Origin of the sequence: Modicisalibacter coralii (assembly GCF_004117855.1) — a bacterium.
In the GTDB taxonomy this organism is placed as follows: domain Bacteria; phylum Pseudomonadota; class Gammaproteobacteria; order Pseudomonadales; family Halomonadaceae; genus Modicisalibacter; species Modicisalibacter coralii.
Window position 1 is genome coordinate 13,526 of sequence record NZ_QWBW01000010.1, and the last position, 18,206, is coordinate 31,731.

Annotated in this window: 16 protein-coding genes; 7 read left to right on the top strand and 9 right to left on the bottom strand. The window is 66.4% G+C overall.

From position 1 onward, the window contains the following. The first annotated feature begins 29 nt into the window (after positions 1-29). Entirely contained in the window at positions 30-1,028 is a 999-nt protein-coding gene (locus tag D0901_RS06190) for an NADP-dependent oxidoreductase (protein WP_129139430.1), read from the top strand. Positions 1,029-1,073: 45 nt separating this feature from the next. On the opposite strand, the gene D0901_RS06195 is transcribed toward D0901_RS06190, so the two are convergent. Together D0901_RS06195 and D0901_RS06200 are read right to left on the bottom strand one after the other, a co-directional pair. Further along, on the bottom strand, positions 1,074-2,330 hold the full coding sequence (locus D0901_RS06195) for a dicarboxylate/amino acid:cation symporter (RefSeq protein WP_129139431.1): 1,257 nt from the start codon (positions 2,328-2,330) through the stop codon (positions 1,074-1,076). Between the two features lie 36 nt (positions 2,331-2,366). Continuing rightward, positions 2,367-2,987 carry an NUDIX hydrolase gene (locus tag D0901_RS06200; protein ID WP_129139432.1) on the bottom strand — a complete coding sequence of 207 codons (621 nt, stop codon included), beginning with the start codon at positions 2,985-2,987 and terminating at the stop codon, positions 2,367-2,369. Positions 2,988-3,088: 101 nt separating this feature from the next. On the opposite strand from D0901_RS06200, the gene D0901_RS06205 reads away from it, so the two are divergent. Then, positions 3,089-3,859, top strand: a complete 771-nt coding sequence (locus D0901_RS06205; protein WP_129139433.1) for an HAD-IIA family hydrolase — start codon at positions 3,089-3,091, stop codon at positions 3,857-3,859. A gap of 46 nt (positions 3,860-3,905) precedes the next feature. Here D0901_RS06205 and yghU read toward each other — a convergent pair whose 3' ends face one another. Further along, positions 3,906-4,775 (bottom strand): glutathione-dependent disulfide-bond oxidoreductase, encoded by an 870-nt coding sequence (gene yghU / locus D0901_RS06210; protein WP_129139434.1) that lies wholly within the window; start codon positions 4,773-4,775, stop codon positions 3,906-3,908. 195 nt (positions 4,776-4,970) lie between these two features. On the opposite strand from yghU, the gene D0901_RS06215 reads away from it, so the two are divergent. After that, entirely contained in the window at positions 4,971-5,372 is a 402-nt protein-coding gene (locus D0901_RS06215; protein WP_129139435.1) for a hypothetical protein, read from the top strand. Between the two features lie 11 nt (positions 5,373-5,383). On the opposite strand, the gene D0901_RS06220 is transcribed toward D0901_RS06215, so the two are convergent. Both D0901_RS06220 and D0901_RS06225 read right to left on the bottom strand, forming a co-directional pair. Continuing rightward, positions 5,384-5,869 (bottom strand): VOC family protein, encoded by a 486-nt coding sequence (locus D0901_RS06220; RefSeq protein WP_325051831.1) that lies wholly within the window; start codon positions 5,867-5,869, stop codon positions 5,384-5,386. Positions 5,870-5,872: 3 nt separating this feature from the next. Further along, positions 5,873-7,846, bottom strand: a complete 1,974-nt coding sequence (locus D0901_RS06225; protein WP_129139436.1) for a sigma-54-dependent Fis family transcriptional regulator — start codon at positions 7,844-7,846, stop codon at positions 5,873-5,875. 338 nt (positions 7,847-8,184) lie between these two features. Here D0901_RS06225 and D0901_RS06230 point away from each other — a divergent pair, with 338 nt between their 5' ends. Then, positions 8,185-9,981: an NAD(P)/FAD-dependent oxidoreductase gene (locus D0901_RS06230; RefSeq protein WP_129139437.1), complete on the top strand. Its 1,797-nt coding sequence runs from the start codon at positions 8,185-8,187 to the stop codon at positions 9,979-9,981. Between the two features lie 58 nt (positions 9,982-10,039). Beyond that, the gene (locus D0901_RS06235) at positions 10,040-11,113 is read left to right on the top strand and encodes a 2,3-butanediol dehydrogenase (protein WP_325051832.1); all 1,074 of its coding nucleotides are present in this window, start codon (positions 10,040-10,042) and stop codon (positions 11,111-11,113) included. A 57-nt stretch (positions 11,114-11,170) separates the two neighbouring features. On the opposite strand, the gene D0901_RS06240 is transcribed toward D0901_RS06235, so the two are convergent. Continuing rightward, a complete protein-coding gene (locus D0901_RS06240; protein WP_129139438.1) occupies positions 11,171-11,956 on the bottom strand; it encodes a hypothetical protein in 786 nt (261 codons plus the stop codon). Between the two features lie 202 nt (positions 11,957-12,158). Here D0901_RS06240 and D0901_RS06245 point away from each other — a divergent pair, with 202 nt between their 5' ends. Together D0901_RS06245 and D0901_RS06250 are read left to right on the top strand one after the other, a co-directional pair. Then, positions 12,159-13,373, top strand: coding sequence for an NAD(P)/FAD-dependent oxidoreductase (locus D0901_RS06245; RefSeq protein ID WP_129139439.1), 1,215 nt, complete (start codon positions 12,159-12,161; stop codon positions 13,371-13,373). A gap of 226 nt (positions 13,374-13,599) precedes the next feature. Then, positions 13,600-15,579 (top strand): methyl-accepting chemotaxis protein, encoded by a 1,980-nt coding sequence (locus D0901_RS06250; protein ID WP_233440372.1) that lies wholly within the window; start codon positions 13,600-13,602, stop codon positions 15,577-15,579. 68 nt (positions 15,580-15,647) lie between these two features. Here D0901_RS06250 and D0901_RS06255 read toward each other — a convergent pair whose 3' ends face one another. The 3 genes from D0901_RS06255 to D0901_RS06265 all read right to left on the bottom strand — a co-directional run bounded on the left by D0901_RS06255 (position 15,648) and on the right by D0901_RS06265 (position 17,958). Next, positions 15,648-16,439: a PhzF family phenazine biosynthesis protein gene (locus D0901_RS06255; RefSeq protein WP_129139440.1), complete on the bottom strand. Its 792-nt coding sequence runs from the start codon at positions 16,437-16,439 to the stop codon at positions 15,648-15,650. 148 nt (positions 16,440-16,587) lie between these two features. Continuing rightward, positions 16,588-17,256, bottom strand: a complete 669-nt coding sequence (gene tmpT / locus D0901_RS06260; protein ID WP_129139441.1) for a thiopurine S-methyltransferase — start codon at positions 17,254-17,256, stop codon at positions 16,588-16,590. 189 nt (positions 17,257-17,445) lie between these two features. Then, entirely contained in the window at positions 17,446-17,958 is a 513-nt protein-coding gene (locus D0901_RS06265) for a hypothetical protein (protein ID WP_129139442.1), read from the bottom strand. Positions 17,959-18,206 lie beyond the last annotated feature (248 nt).

Here is an 18,206-nt window from a genome sequence, read left to right on the forward strand (position 1 = left end):
CGTTAGCCACCAAACGACAGGCCATTGCCATGGAATCGAACTACTTCACCATCATCGACTACCCCACCGGCATGCCGTCGCGCGACCTGTTCGCGCTACGGCATCGCGAACTGCCCGAGCTGGCCGACGGCGAGGTGCGCATTCGCAACACCTGGCTGTCGGTGGACCCCTACATGCGCGGACGCATGAGCGGCCAGCGCACCTATATCGATCCCTTCGTCGCCGGCGAACCGCTCGACGGCGCGGCGGTCGGCGAGGTGATCGCCTCGCGCGATGCGCGCTTTCAGGAAGGCGACAAGGTCAGCCACGGGGCCGGCTGGCGCGACGTCGCCCAGCTTTCCGGCGAGGCCGTGCACAAGCTGCCCGACCTGGGCGTCCCCGAGCAGGCCTATCTCGGCGTGCTGGGCATGCCCGGGATGACCGCCTGGACCGGCCTCAATCGCATCGCAGACATGCGCGAGGGCGACAACGTGCTGGTCAGCGCCGCCAGCGGCGCGGTGGGCTCCCTCACCGTGCAACTGGCCAAGGCCAAGGGTGGCCGAGTGGTCGGCATCGCCGGTGCCCCGCAAAAGCTCGAGTGGCTGGAATCGCTCGGCGTCACGCCGGTGAGCTACCGGGGCAAGGATGCCCGCGAGCTCGCCGCCGATCTGCACAAGGCCTGTCCCGACGGCTTCGACGTCTACTACGAGAACGTCGGCGGGGCCTGCCTGGAAGCGGCACTCGACAACCTGCGCCTCGGCGCGCGCATCGCCGTGTGCGGGCTGATCGACAGCTACAACGCCCAAGGCCCCACCCCCGGCCCCAGCAACCTGTCGAAGCTGCTGTTCCACCGGGCGCGCATGGAGGGCTTCATCGTCATGGATCACTGGGACCACTATCCCCGGTTCCTCGAGGAGGTCGGCCCGCGCGTGGCGAATGGCGAGATAAGCTACAAGGAAACCGTCGAGGAGGGCCTGGACGCCACCCCCGACGCCTTCCTCAAGCTCTTCGAAGGGGGCAACACCGGCAAGATGCTGGTCCGACTGTAACGCGGCCGAGAGGGCGGCGGCCCTGCCGCCCTCTCTCCCCCCGTGCTAGTCACTCGCCTCGGGGACGGTCTCGTCCGATCGACCGGCGTTGCCACGTTCACTGCGGGCGATGATCGCCGTGCCGACCAGATCGCCGGTGACGTTGAGCGCCGTGCAGCCCATGCCGACCAGCGCGTCGATGGAGGTCAGCAGCGCGACCGTCTCGATCGGCAGTCCCACCTGGGTAAAGACGGTGGCGATCATCACGATGCCGGCGCCCGGCACCCCGGCGGTGCCGATCGAGGTCAGCGTGCCGATCACCACGATCTCGAGCATGCTGGTCAGATCCAGCGGTGCACCGATCACGTTGGCGGCGAACACCGCCGAGATCGCGATACGGATCGCCGCGCCATCCATGTTGATGGTCGCCCCCAGCGGGAGGCTGACGCCGTAGATGCTGCGCGGCAGTCGCAGGCGGCGCGCGGCATCGAGGGTCAGCGGCAGGGTCCCCGAGCTGCTCTGGGTAGCGAAGGCCGTGGCCATGGGCGTGCGCGCCTCGCGGAAGAAACCGCCCGGGCGCACCCCGAACAGCCCCATGAGCCCGGTATAGATGACCAGTTGCACCGCCAGGGCGATGTAGAGTACCGCCACCATGTCGCCCAGCGAGAGAATGGTGTCCAGCCCCTGTCGGCCCACCGTCCCGGCGACGATCGCGAACACCCCGATGGGCACGTACTGCAGCACCCCGCCCATCACCCGCAGAGTCACCTCGTTGAGCCCTTCGATCACCCGATAGAGGTGCTCGCCCAGTTCCCCCTGACGTTTTGATGCACGCAGCATCAACAGCGCGATGCCGAAGACGATGGCGGTGAAGATGATCCCCAGCAGGTTGACCTCGGCGAACGCCGAGACGATGTTGTCGGGCACGATGCTCAGCAGTACGTGGACGAAACCCGGATTCTCGGGCACCTCGATTCGCGCGCTCTGATCCAGGGTCATGCCGCTGCCCGGCTCGAACAGCGTGGCCACGGCCAACCCGACGACGATCGCCAGGGCCGAGGTGACGACGTAGTACGCCAGCAGCTTGCGGCCGGTGCGCCCCAGGCTGCCGCGTTCGCCCTGGTTGATGCCCACCATCAGCGTGAACAGCACGATCGGCACGATCAGGAACTTCAGCAGCCGCAGCAGCAGCTCGCCGAACGGCGCCAGCCAGGTGGCGGCCGTCTGCCCGCCGACCAGGCCGACGATCACGCCGAGTATCAGGGCGAGGGTCACCCGCAGAATCAGCGAGCTGTTCAGGTAGCCCTGCCAGAGTGTCTTCATCGCTCTTTCTCCTCGTCCATGAGTCGCGGCTTGCGCTCAGTCACTGTAGACGCTCGGCGCCCCGGATCGCTGGAATTCCCGGCACTGGTGAATGTCCACGGCCAGGGTCCGCCCCTCGGAGAGCGGCGGCAGGGCGTCGAGCGCGAAGAAATCGGCGGCGTCGGTCTCGTTGTTGGGCACGAACTCGCCGCCGTCGTCGTCACAGACGTAGAACAGCTTGTAGATATGATCCGGCGAGACCGGCGTATAGGGGTGCAGGCTGCGGTCCTTGAGCATCGCCAGGCGCGGGTTGCTGGCGCATCGCCCCGCCTCCTCGGCGATCTCGCGCAGCACGCAGCTCGAGGGCCCCTCGTTGACGTCCGCCCAGCCGCCCGGCAGGGTCCAGCGTCCGTCCTTGATCTCGCGCACCAGCAGCACGCGGTCGCCGTCGAACAGCGCGCCGCGCACGTCGACCTTGGGCGTGGCGTAGCCACGGTCGGGGACGATGAAGTTTTCCACCCGCTCGATCGGCACGTCGCCGAGCACCGCGAACATCTGGTTGGTCAGCGTCTCGAGCTGGCGGTAGCGCTCGAGCTCGTACTTGTTGGTGGTGTAGGTCTGCCCGGTCTGGGCGATGGAACGCAGCTGCTTGGCGAAGGCCACCCAGTCGTGAGCCATGGACTTCCCTCTTGCTGTTTCTTCGAGAACGACCGCGCGGCTGCAGAGCGCCGCGCTTGAACGTATTCTGGACCCATCGACACGACGACAGGACACCCGGCATGACCCAACGGACGATCGACTGCTGGCTCACCGACATGGACGGCGTACTGATACGCGAGGACCGCGCCCTGCCCGGCGCGGCCGAACTGATCGAGCGATGGCGCAGCCAGGCCACGCCGTTTCTGGTGCTCACCAACAACTCCATCTATACGCCACGCGACCTGAGTGCCCGCCTGATGCGTATCGGCATCGACGTTCCCGAGGATAGGCTCTGGACCTCCGCCCTGGCCACCGCCGCCTTCCTGCGCGACCAGGCGCCCGGCGGCTCGGCCTTCGTCATCGGCGAGGCCGGCCTGACCACGGCGATCCACGAAGCGGGCTTCGTGATGACCGACGTCGCACCGGACTTCGTGGTCCTCGGCGAGACGCGCACCTATTCCTTCGAGGCGATCACCCGGGCGATCCGGTTGATCGACGCCGGCGCGCGCTTCATCGCCACCAACCCCGACGTCACCGGACCCAGCCCCGAAGGGCCGCTGCCCGCCACCGGCTCGGTGGCCGCCTTGATCACCGCCGCCACCAAGCGCGAGCCCTACTACGTCGGCAAGCCCAACCCGATGATGTTCCGCTCGGCGATGAACAAGCTCGGCGCCCATTCGGAGCGCACCGGAATGATCGGCGATCGCATGGACACCGACGTGATCGCCGGCATCGAGGCCGGCCTGCACACGATCCTCGTGCTGAGCGGGATCTCGAGCCGCGAGGATGTCGAGCGCTACCCCTTCCGACCGCGCGAGATCCTCGACTCGGTGGCGGATCTGCTGACCTGAAGGCCGGACATCGAGCCCGCGTCAGGTGCCGGGCTCGACGAGAACGTTACCGCTGCGCCTCGAGCTTGTCCTGGGTCTTGGTCTCGAAGTCGCTGGCGTCGTGGCGCTCGTGGAGCTGGCTCGACGGCTCGCCGAAGGTGCGGTTGACCATGCGCCCGCGCTGGACCGCCGGACGGGCATCGATCTCCTCGGCCCAGCGCACCACGTTGGTATACGTCTGCACCTGCAGGAACTCGGCGGCATCGTAGAGCCGGCCGAGCACCAGTTGACCGTACCAGGCCCAGTTGGCGATGTCGGCGATGGTGTACGCGTCGCCGGCCAGATAGCGCGACTCCGCCAGTCGACGGTCGAGCACGTCGAGCTGACGCTTGGTCTCCATGGCGTAACGGTCGATCGGGTATTCGAGCTTCTCCGGCGCGTAGGCGTAAAAGTGCCCGAAGCCACCGCCGAGGAAGGGCGCGCTACCCATCTGCCAGAACAGCCAGTTGAGCGTCTCGGTCCGGGCACCGTGTTCCCCGGGCAGGAAGGCGTCGAACTTCTCGGCCAGATACAGGAGGATCGAGCCGGACTCGAACACCCGGGTCGCCGGCGTGGTGCCATGGTCCATCAGCGCCGGGATCTTGGAGTTGGGATTGACCGCGACGAAGCCGCTGCCGAACTGGTCGCCCTCGCCGATATCGATCAGCCAGGCGTCGTACTCGGCGTCGTGGCCCTGGGCCAGCAGTTCCTCGAACATTACCCCGGCCTTGACGCCGTTGGGCGTGGCCAGCGAGTAGAGCTGGAACGGATGCTTGCCCACCGGGAGTGCTTTCTCGTGGGTGGGCCCCGCCACCGGGCGGTTGATGCTGGCGAACTTGCCGCCGCTTTCCTTGGGTTCCCAGACTGTCGGGGGAATGTAGCCGCTGTCCTGGCTCATGAAGCCTCCTGAACGATGTGCAAGGTCGACCGTCATTGTGAGCGTCGGCCGACGAGTGTGTCAGGGAAAGATAGCGGGTTAAGGATTTCTGTTCGAGCCATTCCGGGCAGCGGCCCTCACACGCCGGGTTTGACAAGGCGGGCACCGTCAACAAAAATAATAATCAGTCTCATTGAAAAGCGCTATGGCATTCCCATGACGGCAGAACGCTCCCAGCTCTACTACACCTGTGTCTTTCTGCATGTCTCCTTCCAGGCGGTCCAGCGCTCCGTGGCCGCCAAGACGGGAGGTGACGACACCCCCTGCTGGCTGGATGCCGGGTTGCTCCAGATGCTCTCCGGGGAACTGCAACGCTGCCGCCAGGAAGCCGCGCCCTTCGCGGAGGTCGGCGACGCGCTGGATACCGCCATCTATCACTGCGGACTGCTGATGGCACAGTGCCCGGGCGCCGTCAGCCGGCGACTCTGCCAGCACCACCTCGAGGCGATCATGGGGCCGCTCAGGCTCGCCGCCGACCGGCTGTCCGGCAACCCCGAGCGCACGGTGGCCGGCCCGGCGTCGCCGGGGCAGCGGCTGCGCAGCTGGCTGGGCTGGTAGTCGCGCCGGCGTCACCCGTCCAGCGTCGTCCTGCCCTTGTCGTCGATCGGGAAGAAGGGATTGTAGGCCACCTCCCAGAGATGCCCGTCGGGGTCGGCAAAGTAGCCCGAATAACCGCCCCAGTCGGCCTCACGGGGCTCTTTCACCAGGCGACCGCCGGCCCGCTGTGCCTCGCTCAACACCATGTCCACGTCCTCGCGTCGGCGTGCGTTGTAGGCCAGCGTGATACCGGAAAAGCCACTGCCCGAGGCCTCGATCCCGGCATCACGACCCAGGGCATCGCGCGGGTAGAGCGACAGGATCAGGCCATTGAGTTGAAAGAACACCACCTCGCCGGCGACGGCCTGCCCGACCCGCCACCCCAGCCCCGTCTCGTAGAATCGGCGTGACCGTGTCAGATCGGCCACCCCCAGCGTGACCAGGCTCATGCGCTGTTCCATGTCCACCTCCTCCTTGGCGTGCCGGGTCTTCTCGGCGCCGACTCGGCCACCGGCCACGCCTTACTCGGTCGGGCACTGTGTCTCGCGGCGATTGGGCGGCACCAGGCCGTGGCGGCGCATGCGTCGATAGACGGTGGGCCGCGATACGCCGAGCCGGCGCGCCACGCGGCTGACGTTCCAGCCAGCATCCTGCAGCAGCGCCTGCAATTCCCGGCCCTCGTGCATCGTCATCGCCGGCGGGGCGGCATCGATGAGCTGCGGCGCGCCGGCCAGCTCGCCCTGACACGTCTCGGGCAGGTCGTGGACGGTGATCTCGTCGCCCTCCACCGTGGCCAGCGCGAAGTCCAGCGCATTGCGCAACTGGCGAATGTTGCCCGGCCAGGCATAGGCCAGCAGCGCACTCATGGCATCGGCACGCAGCCGAACGTCGCTGCCGCGCTCGGCCACCAGGGCATCGTAGACACAGCGAATCACGTAGTGTCGGTCGGCGCGTTCGCGCAGCGCCGGCAGATGCAGTTGCGCCCCGTTGAGCCGGTAGTAGAGATCCTCGCGAAAGCGGTCACCGGCGATCAACGCGTTCATGTCGCGATGGGTCGCGGTGATCACCCGCAGATCGACGCGCACGGCCTTCTCGGCGCCCAACGGCATGACCTCGCGCTCGGCCAGGACCCGCAGCAGCCGGGTCTGCAGCGACAACGGCATGTCGCCGATCTCGTCGAGGAACAGCGTGCCGCCGTCGGCCTGCTGGATCAATCCGCGCATGCCCTTGCTGCGCCCGCCGGTGAAGGCCCCCGGCAGATAGCCGAACAGCTCGCTCTCGATCAGCGATTCGGGGATCGCCGCACAGTTGACCGCCACGAACGGGCCGCCGGCGCGACTGCCACTGTCATGCAGGGCCCGCGCCAGCACCTCCTTGCCGGTCCCGGTCTCGCCGGTGATCAGCACGCTGACCGTCTCGTTGCGCAGCCGCCGCGCCAGCTTGAGCAGCCGATGCATGGCCGCATCGTCGGCGGCCAGGCGATCCAGCACCGGTACCGGCGCGGGCGACGACGGCGTGACCCGCGCCGCCGGTCGCCGGCTGCGCGGCTCGATCAGCGTGGCGAAACAGGACGTGTCGCCGGCACGCACGCGAAAGGCGCGGATGTGATCCTCGCGGGTGGCGGGAATGCTCAGCAGCTCGCCGAGTTCGGCGTCGAACAACTGCGTGACCGCCGGCACCCAGCCCGGTGTCCAGGCCGGCCAGCGGCGCAGGTGCGCCTCGATCAACGCGCGCCCCTCGCCATTGGCGGCGATCACGCTGCCGTCCTCCTCGATGGCGATGAGCCCCCGGCCATTGAGGTGGACGAACTCGCGGGCGGCGTCGAAACGCAGGATCAGGCAGTCGCGGTAGCGATGCAGGAAGTAGGCATCCTCGATCATCCGCGCATAGAGGCTGACCAGCGGCAGCCCGAAATTCTGGCTCGCTTGGCTGCGCGGCGATTGCAGGGCGGAGATATCCAGCACGGCGATGACGTTGCCCTGCGGGTCGGTGATCGGCGCCGCCGTGCAGGTCAGGCCGATATGGGTGGCATCGAAGTGTTCGCGCTGGTGACAGATGATGGCCTGGGCGTCGTGAACGCAGGTGCCCACCGCGCAGGTCCCCGCGTAACGCTCGTCCCAGTCGGCCCCCAGGTAGAGCCCGGCCCGGCGCAGCTCCGCGTCCTGGCCGCGCTGTCCTCGAAAGTCCACGGTAATGCCGCGCCGGTCGGTGAGCAGCAGCACATAGCCCAGCGGCGCGATCTGGGTGAAGAGCTGGTCGACACCGGCACGCGCCACGTGCAACAGCTCGTCCACCGACTCGCGGTGTTCCCTGAGCGCCTGCTGGGTCAGCACGCGTACCGGTCGGGGGCGCCCCGGGTCGAGGCGGTACTCGTCCACGCAGCGCTCCCAGGAGCGCCGGATCACCTCGCGACAGTCGTCCAGGCCACCCGCCTGGCCGGCGCTGAGGCGCACCAGGGTCTCGATATGCTGGCGTTGCTCGTCGCGTAGCGGCATCGCTACCTCTCCACGCCCGCCTTGCCGTGTCGTTGGTCACCGGTGACGGGCCTTGTCGTTATCCGATCGAACCCCTTTCAGACTATGCCGCTCGGGCCGAGCGTCAATCGGCACCCGCTCCATCCTTGGTCGAGCGTTACAGGTGTAACGCCAGGGCCCGGGCGTTACATGACAGGTGTCACGTCTCAGGATCGAAACGACGTGACTCCGCGACGCCAACCCGATCTATCATCCTTCGCTTTTCAATGAGTTATCGTCGGTTTCGGCCGTGCGTGGAGCGTTGGCATGCTTTCTGCGAGGGCCGGGGTGTGTCACCCCTGAACAAGCGGAGAACAACGATGACGACACGCACGCCAACCCAGGACGCCCAACACTGGCTGGACGACGTCGAGAGCGCATTGAAACAGCGCGACATCGACGGGGTCCTGGCCCTGTTCGACGAGGAGTGCTACTGGCGCGACCTGGTCGCCTTCACCTGGAACCTCAAGACCCTGGAAGGCAAGGACGCCATTCAGTCGATGCTCAACGCCACGCTGGACGAGACCCGCCCATCCCACTGGCGGATCGACGGCGAGGCTACCGAGAGCGACGGGGTGACCGAGGCCTGGTTCACCTTCGAGACCGCCGTGGCCCGCGGCAAGGGCCTGCTGCGCCTGAGAGCCGGCAAGTGCTGGACCCTGCTGACCACCCTGCAGGAACTCAAGGACCACCCCGAGCCGCTCGGCACGCGCCGCCCCAAGGGGGCCGAGCACGGTGCCGACAAGTCGCGCGAGACCTGGCTGGAGGCACGCCAGCGCGAGGCACGCGAACTCGGCTACAGCCGCCAGCCCTACTGCGTGATCGTCGGTGGCGGCCAGGGCGGCATCGGCCTCGCCGCGCGCCTGCGCCAGCTCGACGTGCCGACCCTCGTCGTCGACAAGCATCCGCGCCCCGGCGATGCCTGGCGCAATCGCTACAAGTCGCTGTGCCTGCACGATCCGGTATGGTACGACCACCTGCCCTACCTGCCCTTCCCCGACAACTGGCCGGTGTTCGCGCCCAAGGACAAGATCGGTGACTGGCTGGAGATGTATACCCGGGTCATGGAGCTCAACTACTGGAGTTCCACCGAGTGCGAGAGCGCCAGCTTCGACGAGGCCAGCGGCGAATGGACGGTGCACGTCGACCGCGACGGCGAGCGGATCACGCTCAAGCCCAAGCAGTTGATCCTGGCCACCGGCATGTCGGGAGTGCCCAACGTGCCGCACTTCCCCGGTGCCGAGACCTTCGAGGGCGAGCAGCAGCACTCCAGCCAGCACCCGGGGCCGGATGCCTACCGCGGCAAGAAGGTAGTCGTGGTGGGGGCCAACAACTCCGCCCACGACATCTGTGCGGCACTCTGGGAGAACGACGCCGACGTCACCATGCTGCAGCGCTCCTCGACCCACGTGGTGAAGTCCGACTCGCTGATGGAACACGCGCTCGGCCCGCTCTACTCCGAGGAGGCGGTGGCCAACGGCATCACCACCGACAAGGCCGATCTGATCTTCGCCTCGATTCCCTACCGACTGTTGCCCGACTTCCAGCGCCCCGCCTTCGACACCATCCGTGAGCAGGATGCCGACTTCTACCGGCGTCTCGAACGCGCGGGTTTCATGCTCGACTTCGGCGACGACGACTCCGGGCTGTTCCTCAAGTATCTGCGCCGTGGCTCCGGCTACTACATCGACGTCGGCGCCTGCGAACTGGTCGCCGACGGCGAGATCAAGCTGCGCAGCGGGGTGGGCATCGAGCGCATCAACCCGCGCTCGGTGACGCTCACCGACGGCAGCGAACTGCCCGCCGACCTGATCGTCTACGCCACCGGCTACGGCTCGATGAATGGCTGGGCGGCGCGCCTCATCTCGCAGGAGGTCGCCGACAAGGTGGGCAAATGCTGGGGACTGGGCTCCGCTACCACCAAGGACCCGGGCCCCTGGGAGGGCGAGCTGCGCAACATGTGGAAGCCCACCCAGCAGCCGGCGCTATGGTTCCACGGCGGCAACCTGCATCAGTCGCGCCACTACTCCCGCTATCTGGCACTGCAGCTCAAGGCGCGCATGGAGGGCATCCCCACCCCCGTGTACGGCCTGCAGGACGTCCATCACCTGGCTTGAACCGCTACGGGCCGGAACGCGAGTCCGGCCCGCCTCATGACACCAGCGAGGTCCTACCATGAACAATGCTTCCACCATGCAGGCCGCCGTGTGGTACCGCGCCCGCGACCTGCGCGTCGAGTCGGTCGACGTGCCCACCCTCAGCGATCCGCACCAGGTCAAGGTGAAGGTCGCCGCCTGCGGCATCTGCGGCAGCGATCTGCACGAGTACGCCGCCGGGCCGATCTTCATTCCGGTCGACGCACCGCATCCGCTCAGTGGCCAGCGCGCACCGATCATCATGGGCCATGAGTTCGCCGGCGAGGTGGTCGAGGTGGGCGAGGCGGTCAGCCGCGTCAAGCCGGGCGACCGCGTGGCCATCGAACCGATCCTCTCGCCGAACCGCGATGGCGCTTATCTGATGGAGCGCTACAACCTCAGCCCGCAACTGGGCTTCCACGGGCTCTCCGGTGGCGGCGGCGGCTTCGCCGAGTACACCGTGGTCGGCGAGCACATGGTGCATCGGCTGCCCGATGGGCTCTCCTACGAGCAGGGCGCCCTGATCGAGCCCGCCGCGGTCGGCCTGCACGCGGTGCGCCAGAGTTCGCTCAAGGCAGGCGACAACGCGGTGGTGTTCGGCGCCGGGCCGATCGGGCTGATGGTGATCGAGTCGCTCAAGGCCGCCGGCGCGGCATCGATTCACGCCGTCGAGGTCTCCGCCGCGCGCAAGCAGCGCGCCAGCGACCTGGGCGCGATCGTGCACGACCCCAGCGAGGGCGACATCGTCGAGCGGCTCATGGCGGCAAGCGGCGGTGGCTTCGACGTCGCCTTCGAGGTCACCGGCCTGCCCGCCGTGCTCAACCAGGCGATCGCCAGCACCCACGCCGGCGGCGAGACGGTGATCGTCAGCATCTGGGAGTCGGAAGCGGCGATTCACCCCAATCAACTGGTGATCCAGGAGCGTACCCTCAAGGGCATCATCGCCTACCGGCATATCTACCCCGCGGTGATCGCGCTGATGCAGCAGGGCTACTACCGTGCCGAGGACCTGGTGACCGCGCGCATCGCCCTTCGCGACGTGGTCAGCCAGGGCTTCGAGGCGCTGCTCGCCGACAAGGCGCAGGTGAAGATCCTGGTCGACCCCGGCACCTGAATCGAGCCCCGGCAGGCGCGGCCTCGACACGGAGTACGAGGCCGCGCTCGTCCGTTCTCAGAATTCGCCGCTACTGCAGGTTTTCTTGCCGTTATCGTATCGACAATCCGTCCACTGGACCTTCATCGCATCGCTCTTGGCGGAGGTCCACGCGAAGTCGATCGCCCTGTCCAGGTGACCGTCGCGGATGTCGCGCTGGGTATAGGTGCCGGAGCAGTCCGGACGCTCGAGGAATTGAATGGCACCGCCATCGCTGCTTTCGGCCCGGTAATGCTCCGTGCCATCGGCATCCCGTGTCAGTTCGTAGTCGGTGGTCTCGCCACCCTCGACCACCGACATCGTGACCGTGTTGTAATCGCTGTCTCCGATGGTCATCCGGTATACGCTATCGTCCTTCTGGCTCCGAATGACGTAGCTCAGTTGCCCATCGTCCATCGTCACGTCTTCCAGCGTCGCCTTGCCGCCAAACGCCATCGACATGCCTTCACAGCCGTTTTGCGCATACATGTCGTGATTGCACAGGGCGGTGGCCAACGAGAAGAAGAAACTGTTCATGGGCAGCAGGGCGAACACCCCCATCATTTGCGCTTCCTCCATCTGCGCCCCGAGCGCCTCCATGGAGGTGGCATCGCCGGAATCTTCGAGCCTATCCACCTTTTTCTCCATCGCCGGGTAGGTAGGTGAGTCCAGCGATACGAAGGGTGCCCCGTCGGCCGGATCGAAGTCCGGCGCGAGGCACGCCTTCAATGCACGTTCACCCACCTCCGCCGAGACATTCAGGCTGACGCCGACGATGCCCATCAAGCCCACGGAAAACAGGTAGCGTATTGCCGGTTTGTTCATGGTGCCCCCACTCTCTCATCTGATCGACGTTAAACGATCGGCAAAATATGAAGTGCGAAATATAATCACTGCGAATAACGCCATGCAATGGAACCTTCGGGCAAGGATCTCGGTGCGCGGCGCCGGTGACGGCGATGGTCATTCAGCGCCAGCCGGCTACCTTGAAGCCTGACGCATGACGATTCCCTACCGGAGCCCTTCAATGGATCTGAAAAGCGGCTACCCCTTCTGGGCCATCAAGAACGGCCTGTTCCAGGCCTTTCCCCGACTCGACAGCCACGAAACCTGCGACGTGGCGGTGATCGGCGGCGGCATTACCGGCGCACTGATCGCCCATGAACTGGCGCAGCACGGCCATGACGTCACCGTGCTCGAACGACGCGACGTGGGTTGGGGCAGTTCCGCGGCCAGCACCGCCCTGCTGCAGTACGAGATCGACACCCACCTCACCGAACTCGCCGAGCGCGTCGGCGAAGCCAGCGCCGTCGACGCCTACCGGGCCTGTGCCGATGCCATCCTCGCGCTCGACGCACTGGCGAATCGCGTCGGCGATGTCGACTTCGCCCGTCAGCAGAGTCTCTATTTCGCCAGCGACGCGGACGACGTCGACAGCCTGCGCCGGGAGTGGGCGTACCGACGCCAGCATGGCTTCGACGCCGACTGGCTGGAGCCCGATACGCTTCGCGAGCATTTCGGCGTCGAGGCACCGGGCGCGATCCTCACGCCGCTCGCCGCCCGCATCGACCCTTACCGCATGGCCCATCGACTGTTCGCCCGCCTGCTGGACGCCGGCGGGAGAGTCTACGATCGCACCGAGATCACCGCCGTCCGCCCGCAGGCCGACCGCGTCGTCCTGACCACCCAGGGCGGGGCCGACGTGACCTGCCGCCACCTGATTGTCGCCGCGGGCTACGAGGCACAGAGCTGGCTCGATCAGTCGGTGGCGGTCAATCGCAGCAGCTACGCCTTCATCACCGATCCGATCGAGCCGGCACGCCTGGGTGCGTTGAACTCGACCCTGATCTGGGAGTCGGCACGCCCCTACCTCTACCTGCGCACCACCGGCGACGGCCGCCTGATGGTCGGCGGCGAGGACGACGACATCGACATCCCCGCACGACGCGATCAGCGCGTCCACGCCAAGGCCGAAACCCTCGTCGCCAAGGTGGAGGCGCTGTTTCCGAACCTCTCGCTCAACCCCATCTTCTCCTGGGGCGGCACCTTCGCCGAAACCGACGACGGCCTGCCCTTCTTCGGCCCGCACCCGACCTATGGACCCCGGGTCCACTTCGCCATGGCCTACGGTGGCAACGGCATCAGCTACAGCATGGTCGGTGCCGATCTGTTGCGTGCCCGGATCGAAGGCCGCGGGCATCCACTGGCCGAGTTGTTCTCCTTTCGGCGTTTGTCGGGATGATCCACGTCGAGCCAGCACGCCCCGAGCCGAGCACGCTCGGGGCGTTCGCTTTCTGCCGCGCCGAGCGCACCGAACCTCAATCGATTTAAGCTTCCACCACGCTGGCCGATAACACCCACAACAGACAAACAACACCCGTCACAACAATAAACACGCCTCTCCCTACCGCTATCTCCAAACGCTGAATCAGATGAATCAATAGGGAACATCTCTCATGAGGCATGTCATGCAGCACCTCTCGATGAAGTGCAAATTCCTGCTGGTGCTCGCGCTACCCATCCTGGCGATGCTCTATTTCGCCGTCAGCGGAGCGATCGAACGCCAAAGGGTCGCAACGGGTATGGATCGGCTCTACACCTTCACCTCGCTGGCCCAGCAGGCGGGCAATCTGGTTCACGAGCTGCAGCGCGAACGCGGGATGACCGCCGGTTTCCTCGGCAGCCAGGGAAAAAGTTTCGGCGATAAGCTGCAAGCGCAGCGCGGCGCCTCCGACCAGCGGGCCGAGCGCCTGCTCGACACCCTGGCCACGCTCGACCGTGGGCAACTCAGCCAGGCGGCCGTAGAAAGCATCACCAAGGCGGAGAAGGATCTCGGCGAACTCTCCGCCATGCGCCAACGCGTGGACACCCTGCAGGTCCCGCTGGCGCAGGCCCTGACCTACTACACCGGGATCGACGATGCCCTGGTGAGGCTGGCCGGTCAGCTCGCCCACCAGACCGCCAATGCCGACATCGCCAGGCGCCTGACCGCCTACTATGAACTGCTGAAAGCCAAGGACCTGGCAGGGATCGAACGCGCCCTGCTGGCCAATACCTTCGCCGCCGACCGGATGACGGACGCCACCTACGACCGCTTTCTGCGCCTGTTGGGCACCGAAGCCGCGGCCCTGGACAGTTTTCAGGTGCTGGCCCGCCCGGCACTCGTCGAACGCTACCGTCAGGCGCTTTCCGGCCCCGAGATCGATCGCCTCGACAAGCTGCGCCAGCTAGCCATCGAGCGCGCCGACCAGGGCAACTTCGGCGTCGACCCGCAGCAGTGGTTCGACTGGCAGACCGTCAAGCTCGAACGCCTGAAACAGGTCGAGGACGCGGCATCGTCGGGTATTCTCGCGCAGGCCGATCAGTTGCGGGCCGCGGCACGCAGCGACCTGTGGGTTTACATCGCCGTGGCCCTGGCCGTTCTACTGCTCACCCTGACGCTGGCGCTGCTCGTCGTGCGCAGCATCCTCGGGCCGCTGACGCGTAACCTGCAGGCCATCAACGCCCGCGGCGGCGACCTGACCCAGCGTCTCGATGCCGCCGGTAGCGACGAACTGGCCAACCTCTATCAGGCCTTCAATCGCGCCACCGAGGAAACGGAAACCCTGGTCGCCGGTATTCGCGGCAACGCACGATCCATCGATCTGGCCAGCGGCGAGATCGCCCAGGGCAATCAGGACCTGGCCCAGCGCACCGAAGAGCAGTCGGCGTCGCTGGTGGAGACCGCCTCGAGCATGGAACAGATGACCTCGACCGTGCACAACACCGCCCAGCATGCCGCCGAGGCGCGCACCCTGGCCACGCAGGTCGCCGAACAGTCCGTCCAGGCCCAGGCCGTCGCGGATCAGGCACGCGACGCCATGCAGGCCATCCATACCGCCAACCAGACCGTCGCCACCATCGTCGGCGCCATCGACGGCATCGCCTTCCAGACCAACCTGCTGGCCCTGAACGCCTCGGTCGAAGCCGCCCGCGCCGGCGAGCACGGCAAGGGGTTCGCGGTGGTCGCCGACGAGGTGCGCCAACTGGCCAGCCGCAGTGCCGACGAGGCCAAGCGGATCCGCGACCACATCGCCCACAACGTCGCCACCATCGACAGCGGCAACGACCTGGTCTCGACGACCCACGACACCCTCGCCGAGATCGTCGCGCGCATCGAGAAGGTGTCGTCACTGGTGACGGATATCTCGCATGCCGCCACCGAGCAGTCCGGCGGTATCGAGCAGATCAACCAGGCCGTGGCGCAGCTCGACGAAGTCACCCAGCAGAACGCCGCCCTGGTCGAGCAGGTCGCCGCCGCCAGCCGCTCGCTGAACGAGCAGGCCAGCGACATGGTGGTCAGGGTCGAGCATTTCACCGTCGGCGACGACGGGCGGCCGATGCCCACCGCGCTACCCCAGGCACGCGCCGAGCACCCCCGCCGCGAGGCGCTCGCGGAAGCCTTCTGACACGGGCCGGTCAGGCGACGACGCCTGGCCGGCCACCTGTCTCATCCCGGCCGGGGGGCGGGCGACGCTCAAGGGCCGGTCGCGATCCGGATCGTGCCTCGCAGATAGGGCGCCACCTGGCCGATGAGAATCACCCGTTCGCCCGTGACCTCGCAGCTCAATTGCCCGCGACGACGCCCGCCCTGCCGCGCGGTCAGCCGCGTCCTGCCCAGCCGCGCGGCCCAGTACGGCGCCAGCGAAGTATGCGCCGAACCGGTCACCGGATCCTCCTCCACCCCCACCTTGGGGCCGAACCAGCGCGTGACGATGTCGAAGTCGTGCCCCGGCGCGGTAACCGCCACGCCACGCCCCGGTAGCGCCATCAGACGGGCCATGTCCGGGATCACGTCATCGACGATGGATTCGTCCTCGACCACGACGAGCAGGTCGTCGGCCATCATCACCTCGCCACGCTCCAGCCCCAGGGCGCTCAACACGGCCTCGGACGGCACCATCGCCCGGGGATGCCGGGCCGGAAAGTCCATCGCCAATCCCGCCTCGTGGCGATGCACGCGCAATTCGCCGCTGCGCGTCATGAACGCCAGGGTATCGGCGGTATCGCCCAACTCGTTGAAGATCACCCATGCCGCCGCCAGCGTGGCATGACCGCACAGGTCGACCTCCACCGTCGGCGTGAACCAGCGCAGCCGGTATCCCGTCGCTTCCCGCACGAAGAACGCGGTCTCGGACAGGTTGTTCTCGGCCGCGATGGCCTGCAGCGTGGCGTCATCCAGCCACTCGCTCAGCGGGCAGACGGCGGCGGGGTTGCCCTCGAAGGGGCGGGAAGCGAAGGCATCGACCTGAAAGAGGGGAATTTCCATGAGGGACTCTCGAAGGGACTCGTGGCGCTCATTCTACCCATAGCCTCGTTCGAGTGCTGTCGGGCGTGTCGACGCACCCGGGCGTGCCATGGGGCCGACAGCGGTGACAGGCCTGTCGAGCCACAAGACCTGTTGGTACCGGCGAGGCTCAGACGCCACGTACGCCCGAGGGTAGCAGCTGCCAGGCCACTTCCACGAAGCGCGTCACCCCGGCCTCGCGAAATACCGGCTGATGGGCGATCACATCCTTGCGCGACAGTTCTGCCAGGGCATGGGTGCCGGTATAGAGCCGCTCCAGCTCGACCGGCAGTACCGGAAACGGCGGGCCGTCCATCTCGCGGGGGTCGTATTCGAAGCTGATCAGCAGCTGCGGCGCGTCGTCCGAGAGCGACGACACCTGGGCGACATAGCTCTTGCGCATGGGGGCCGGCATCGCCACCAGTGCCGCCCGATCGTAGACCAGATCCACCGCCCCCACCTCGTCGGGTTCCAGCGCGAAGATATCGCCCTGGAAGACCGTCAGGTCGCCGTGTCGAAAGCACCGCCCCCCCTTCCAGGCCTCGATATGCGGCTCGACGCCCAGCTCGGCGAACAACTGACTCACCGCCCGTTCGCTCAGCTCGGCACCGATCACCCGGTGGCCCTGCGCCAGCAGCCAGCCGATATCCAGCGTCTTGCCGCACAACGGCACGAAGACGCCCGCGCCTTCGGGCAGGTCATAGGCAGGGAGATACCGCGTGAGAATCGGGTGAACGAAGGGCAGATGAAAGCCCAACTGGCCCTTGTGCCAACGATCGTGCCAGAACGCCTGCTCCATGTGCGGGACTCCGAATGCCGGTAGGAAGAATCCCGATTATGGCGAATCCGCTCCCGGAAGACACTCACACCGCCGCCGTTTCGACCGGCCTGACGACCTCGCCGACAGCGCGGATCGTCACCCACTCCATGGGAGCACGGCCCACAGAAAAGCCCCGCCGAAGCGGGGCTCATGCGACGCCTCGGACGATCAGGCCTGTCCGATCAGCACGAGTTCGTCACGCAGACGGCTCGGCACGTCTTCCAGAAGGACGATATTCAACGCCCCTTCATCGGCGGTGGACGTCGCCAGCTCCTGGTGCAACTCGGCATTGATCTCATTGGGAGACAGGTTGTACATCGCCCCCGTCATGGGATCCACGACCAGCCAGCCGATCAATCCGCCGAACAAGAGATTACCGCCGATATACCAACCGTTGGCCGTCGAATCGATCGTCAAGGTCCGCGCTTCGTAACCCGCCTTGGAAATCTCGACGGTATAGGTCTTGCCACCGAAATAAGAGCCATCCGACTTCTTGAGCTGCGTCGTGGTTGGCGTGGTGCCGGAAAAAATCGTCTCGCCCCGTTCGTCGGTAATGACGATATCGGCATCGGCAGGCTGACTTTTCAGCGTAATGGTCTCGTCACGGTCACCGACAATCGTTGCGCAGCCAGACAGCATCACGGCGCCAAGCACGGCACCAATAATGAACTTTTTCTTCATGATTCCCTTGCGTACTTTTTTGATTGGTCAAAACGAGCGCGGCATCCTGCCACAGACCACCCTGAAAGAAAACAGGAATTTTATGGTTCTTTTTCCCGGATTAACCCGGGTTATCAAACCCCATTAAGCATCGGAAATATCTTACAGGATGTCAGGACGTTTCCCATTGACAAAACAGCATGAACGGCAACTCAATCGAAAAAATCGCCAACAAGGAAACGCCGACAAGGCAGCAAGAAAAAGACGGT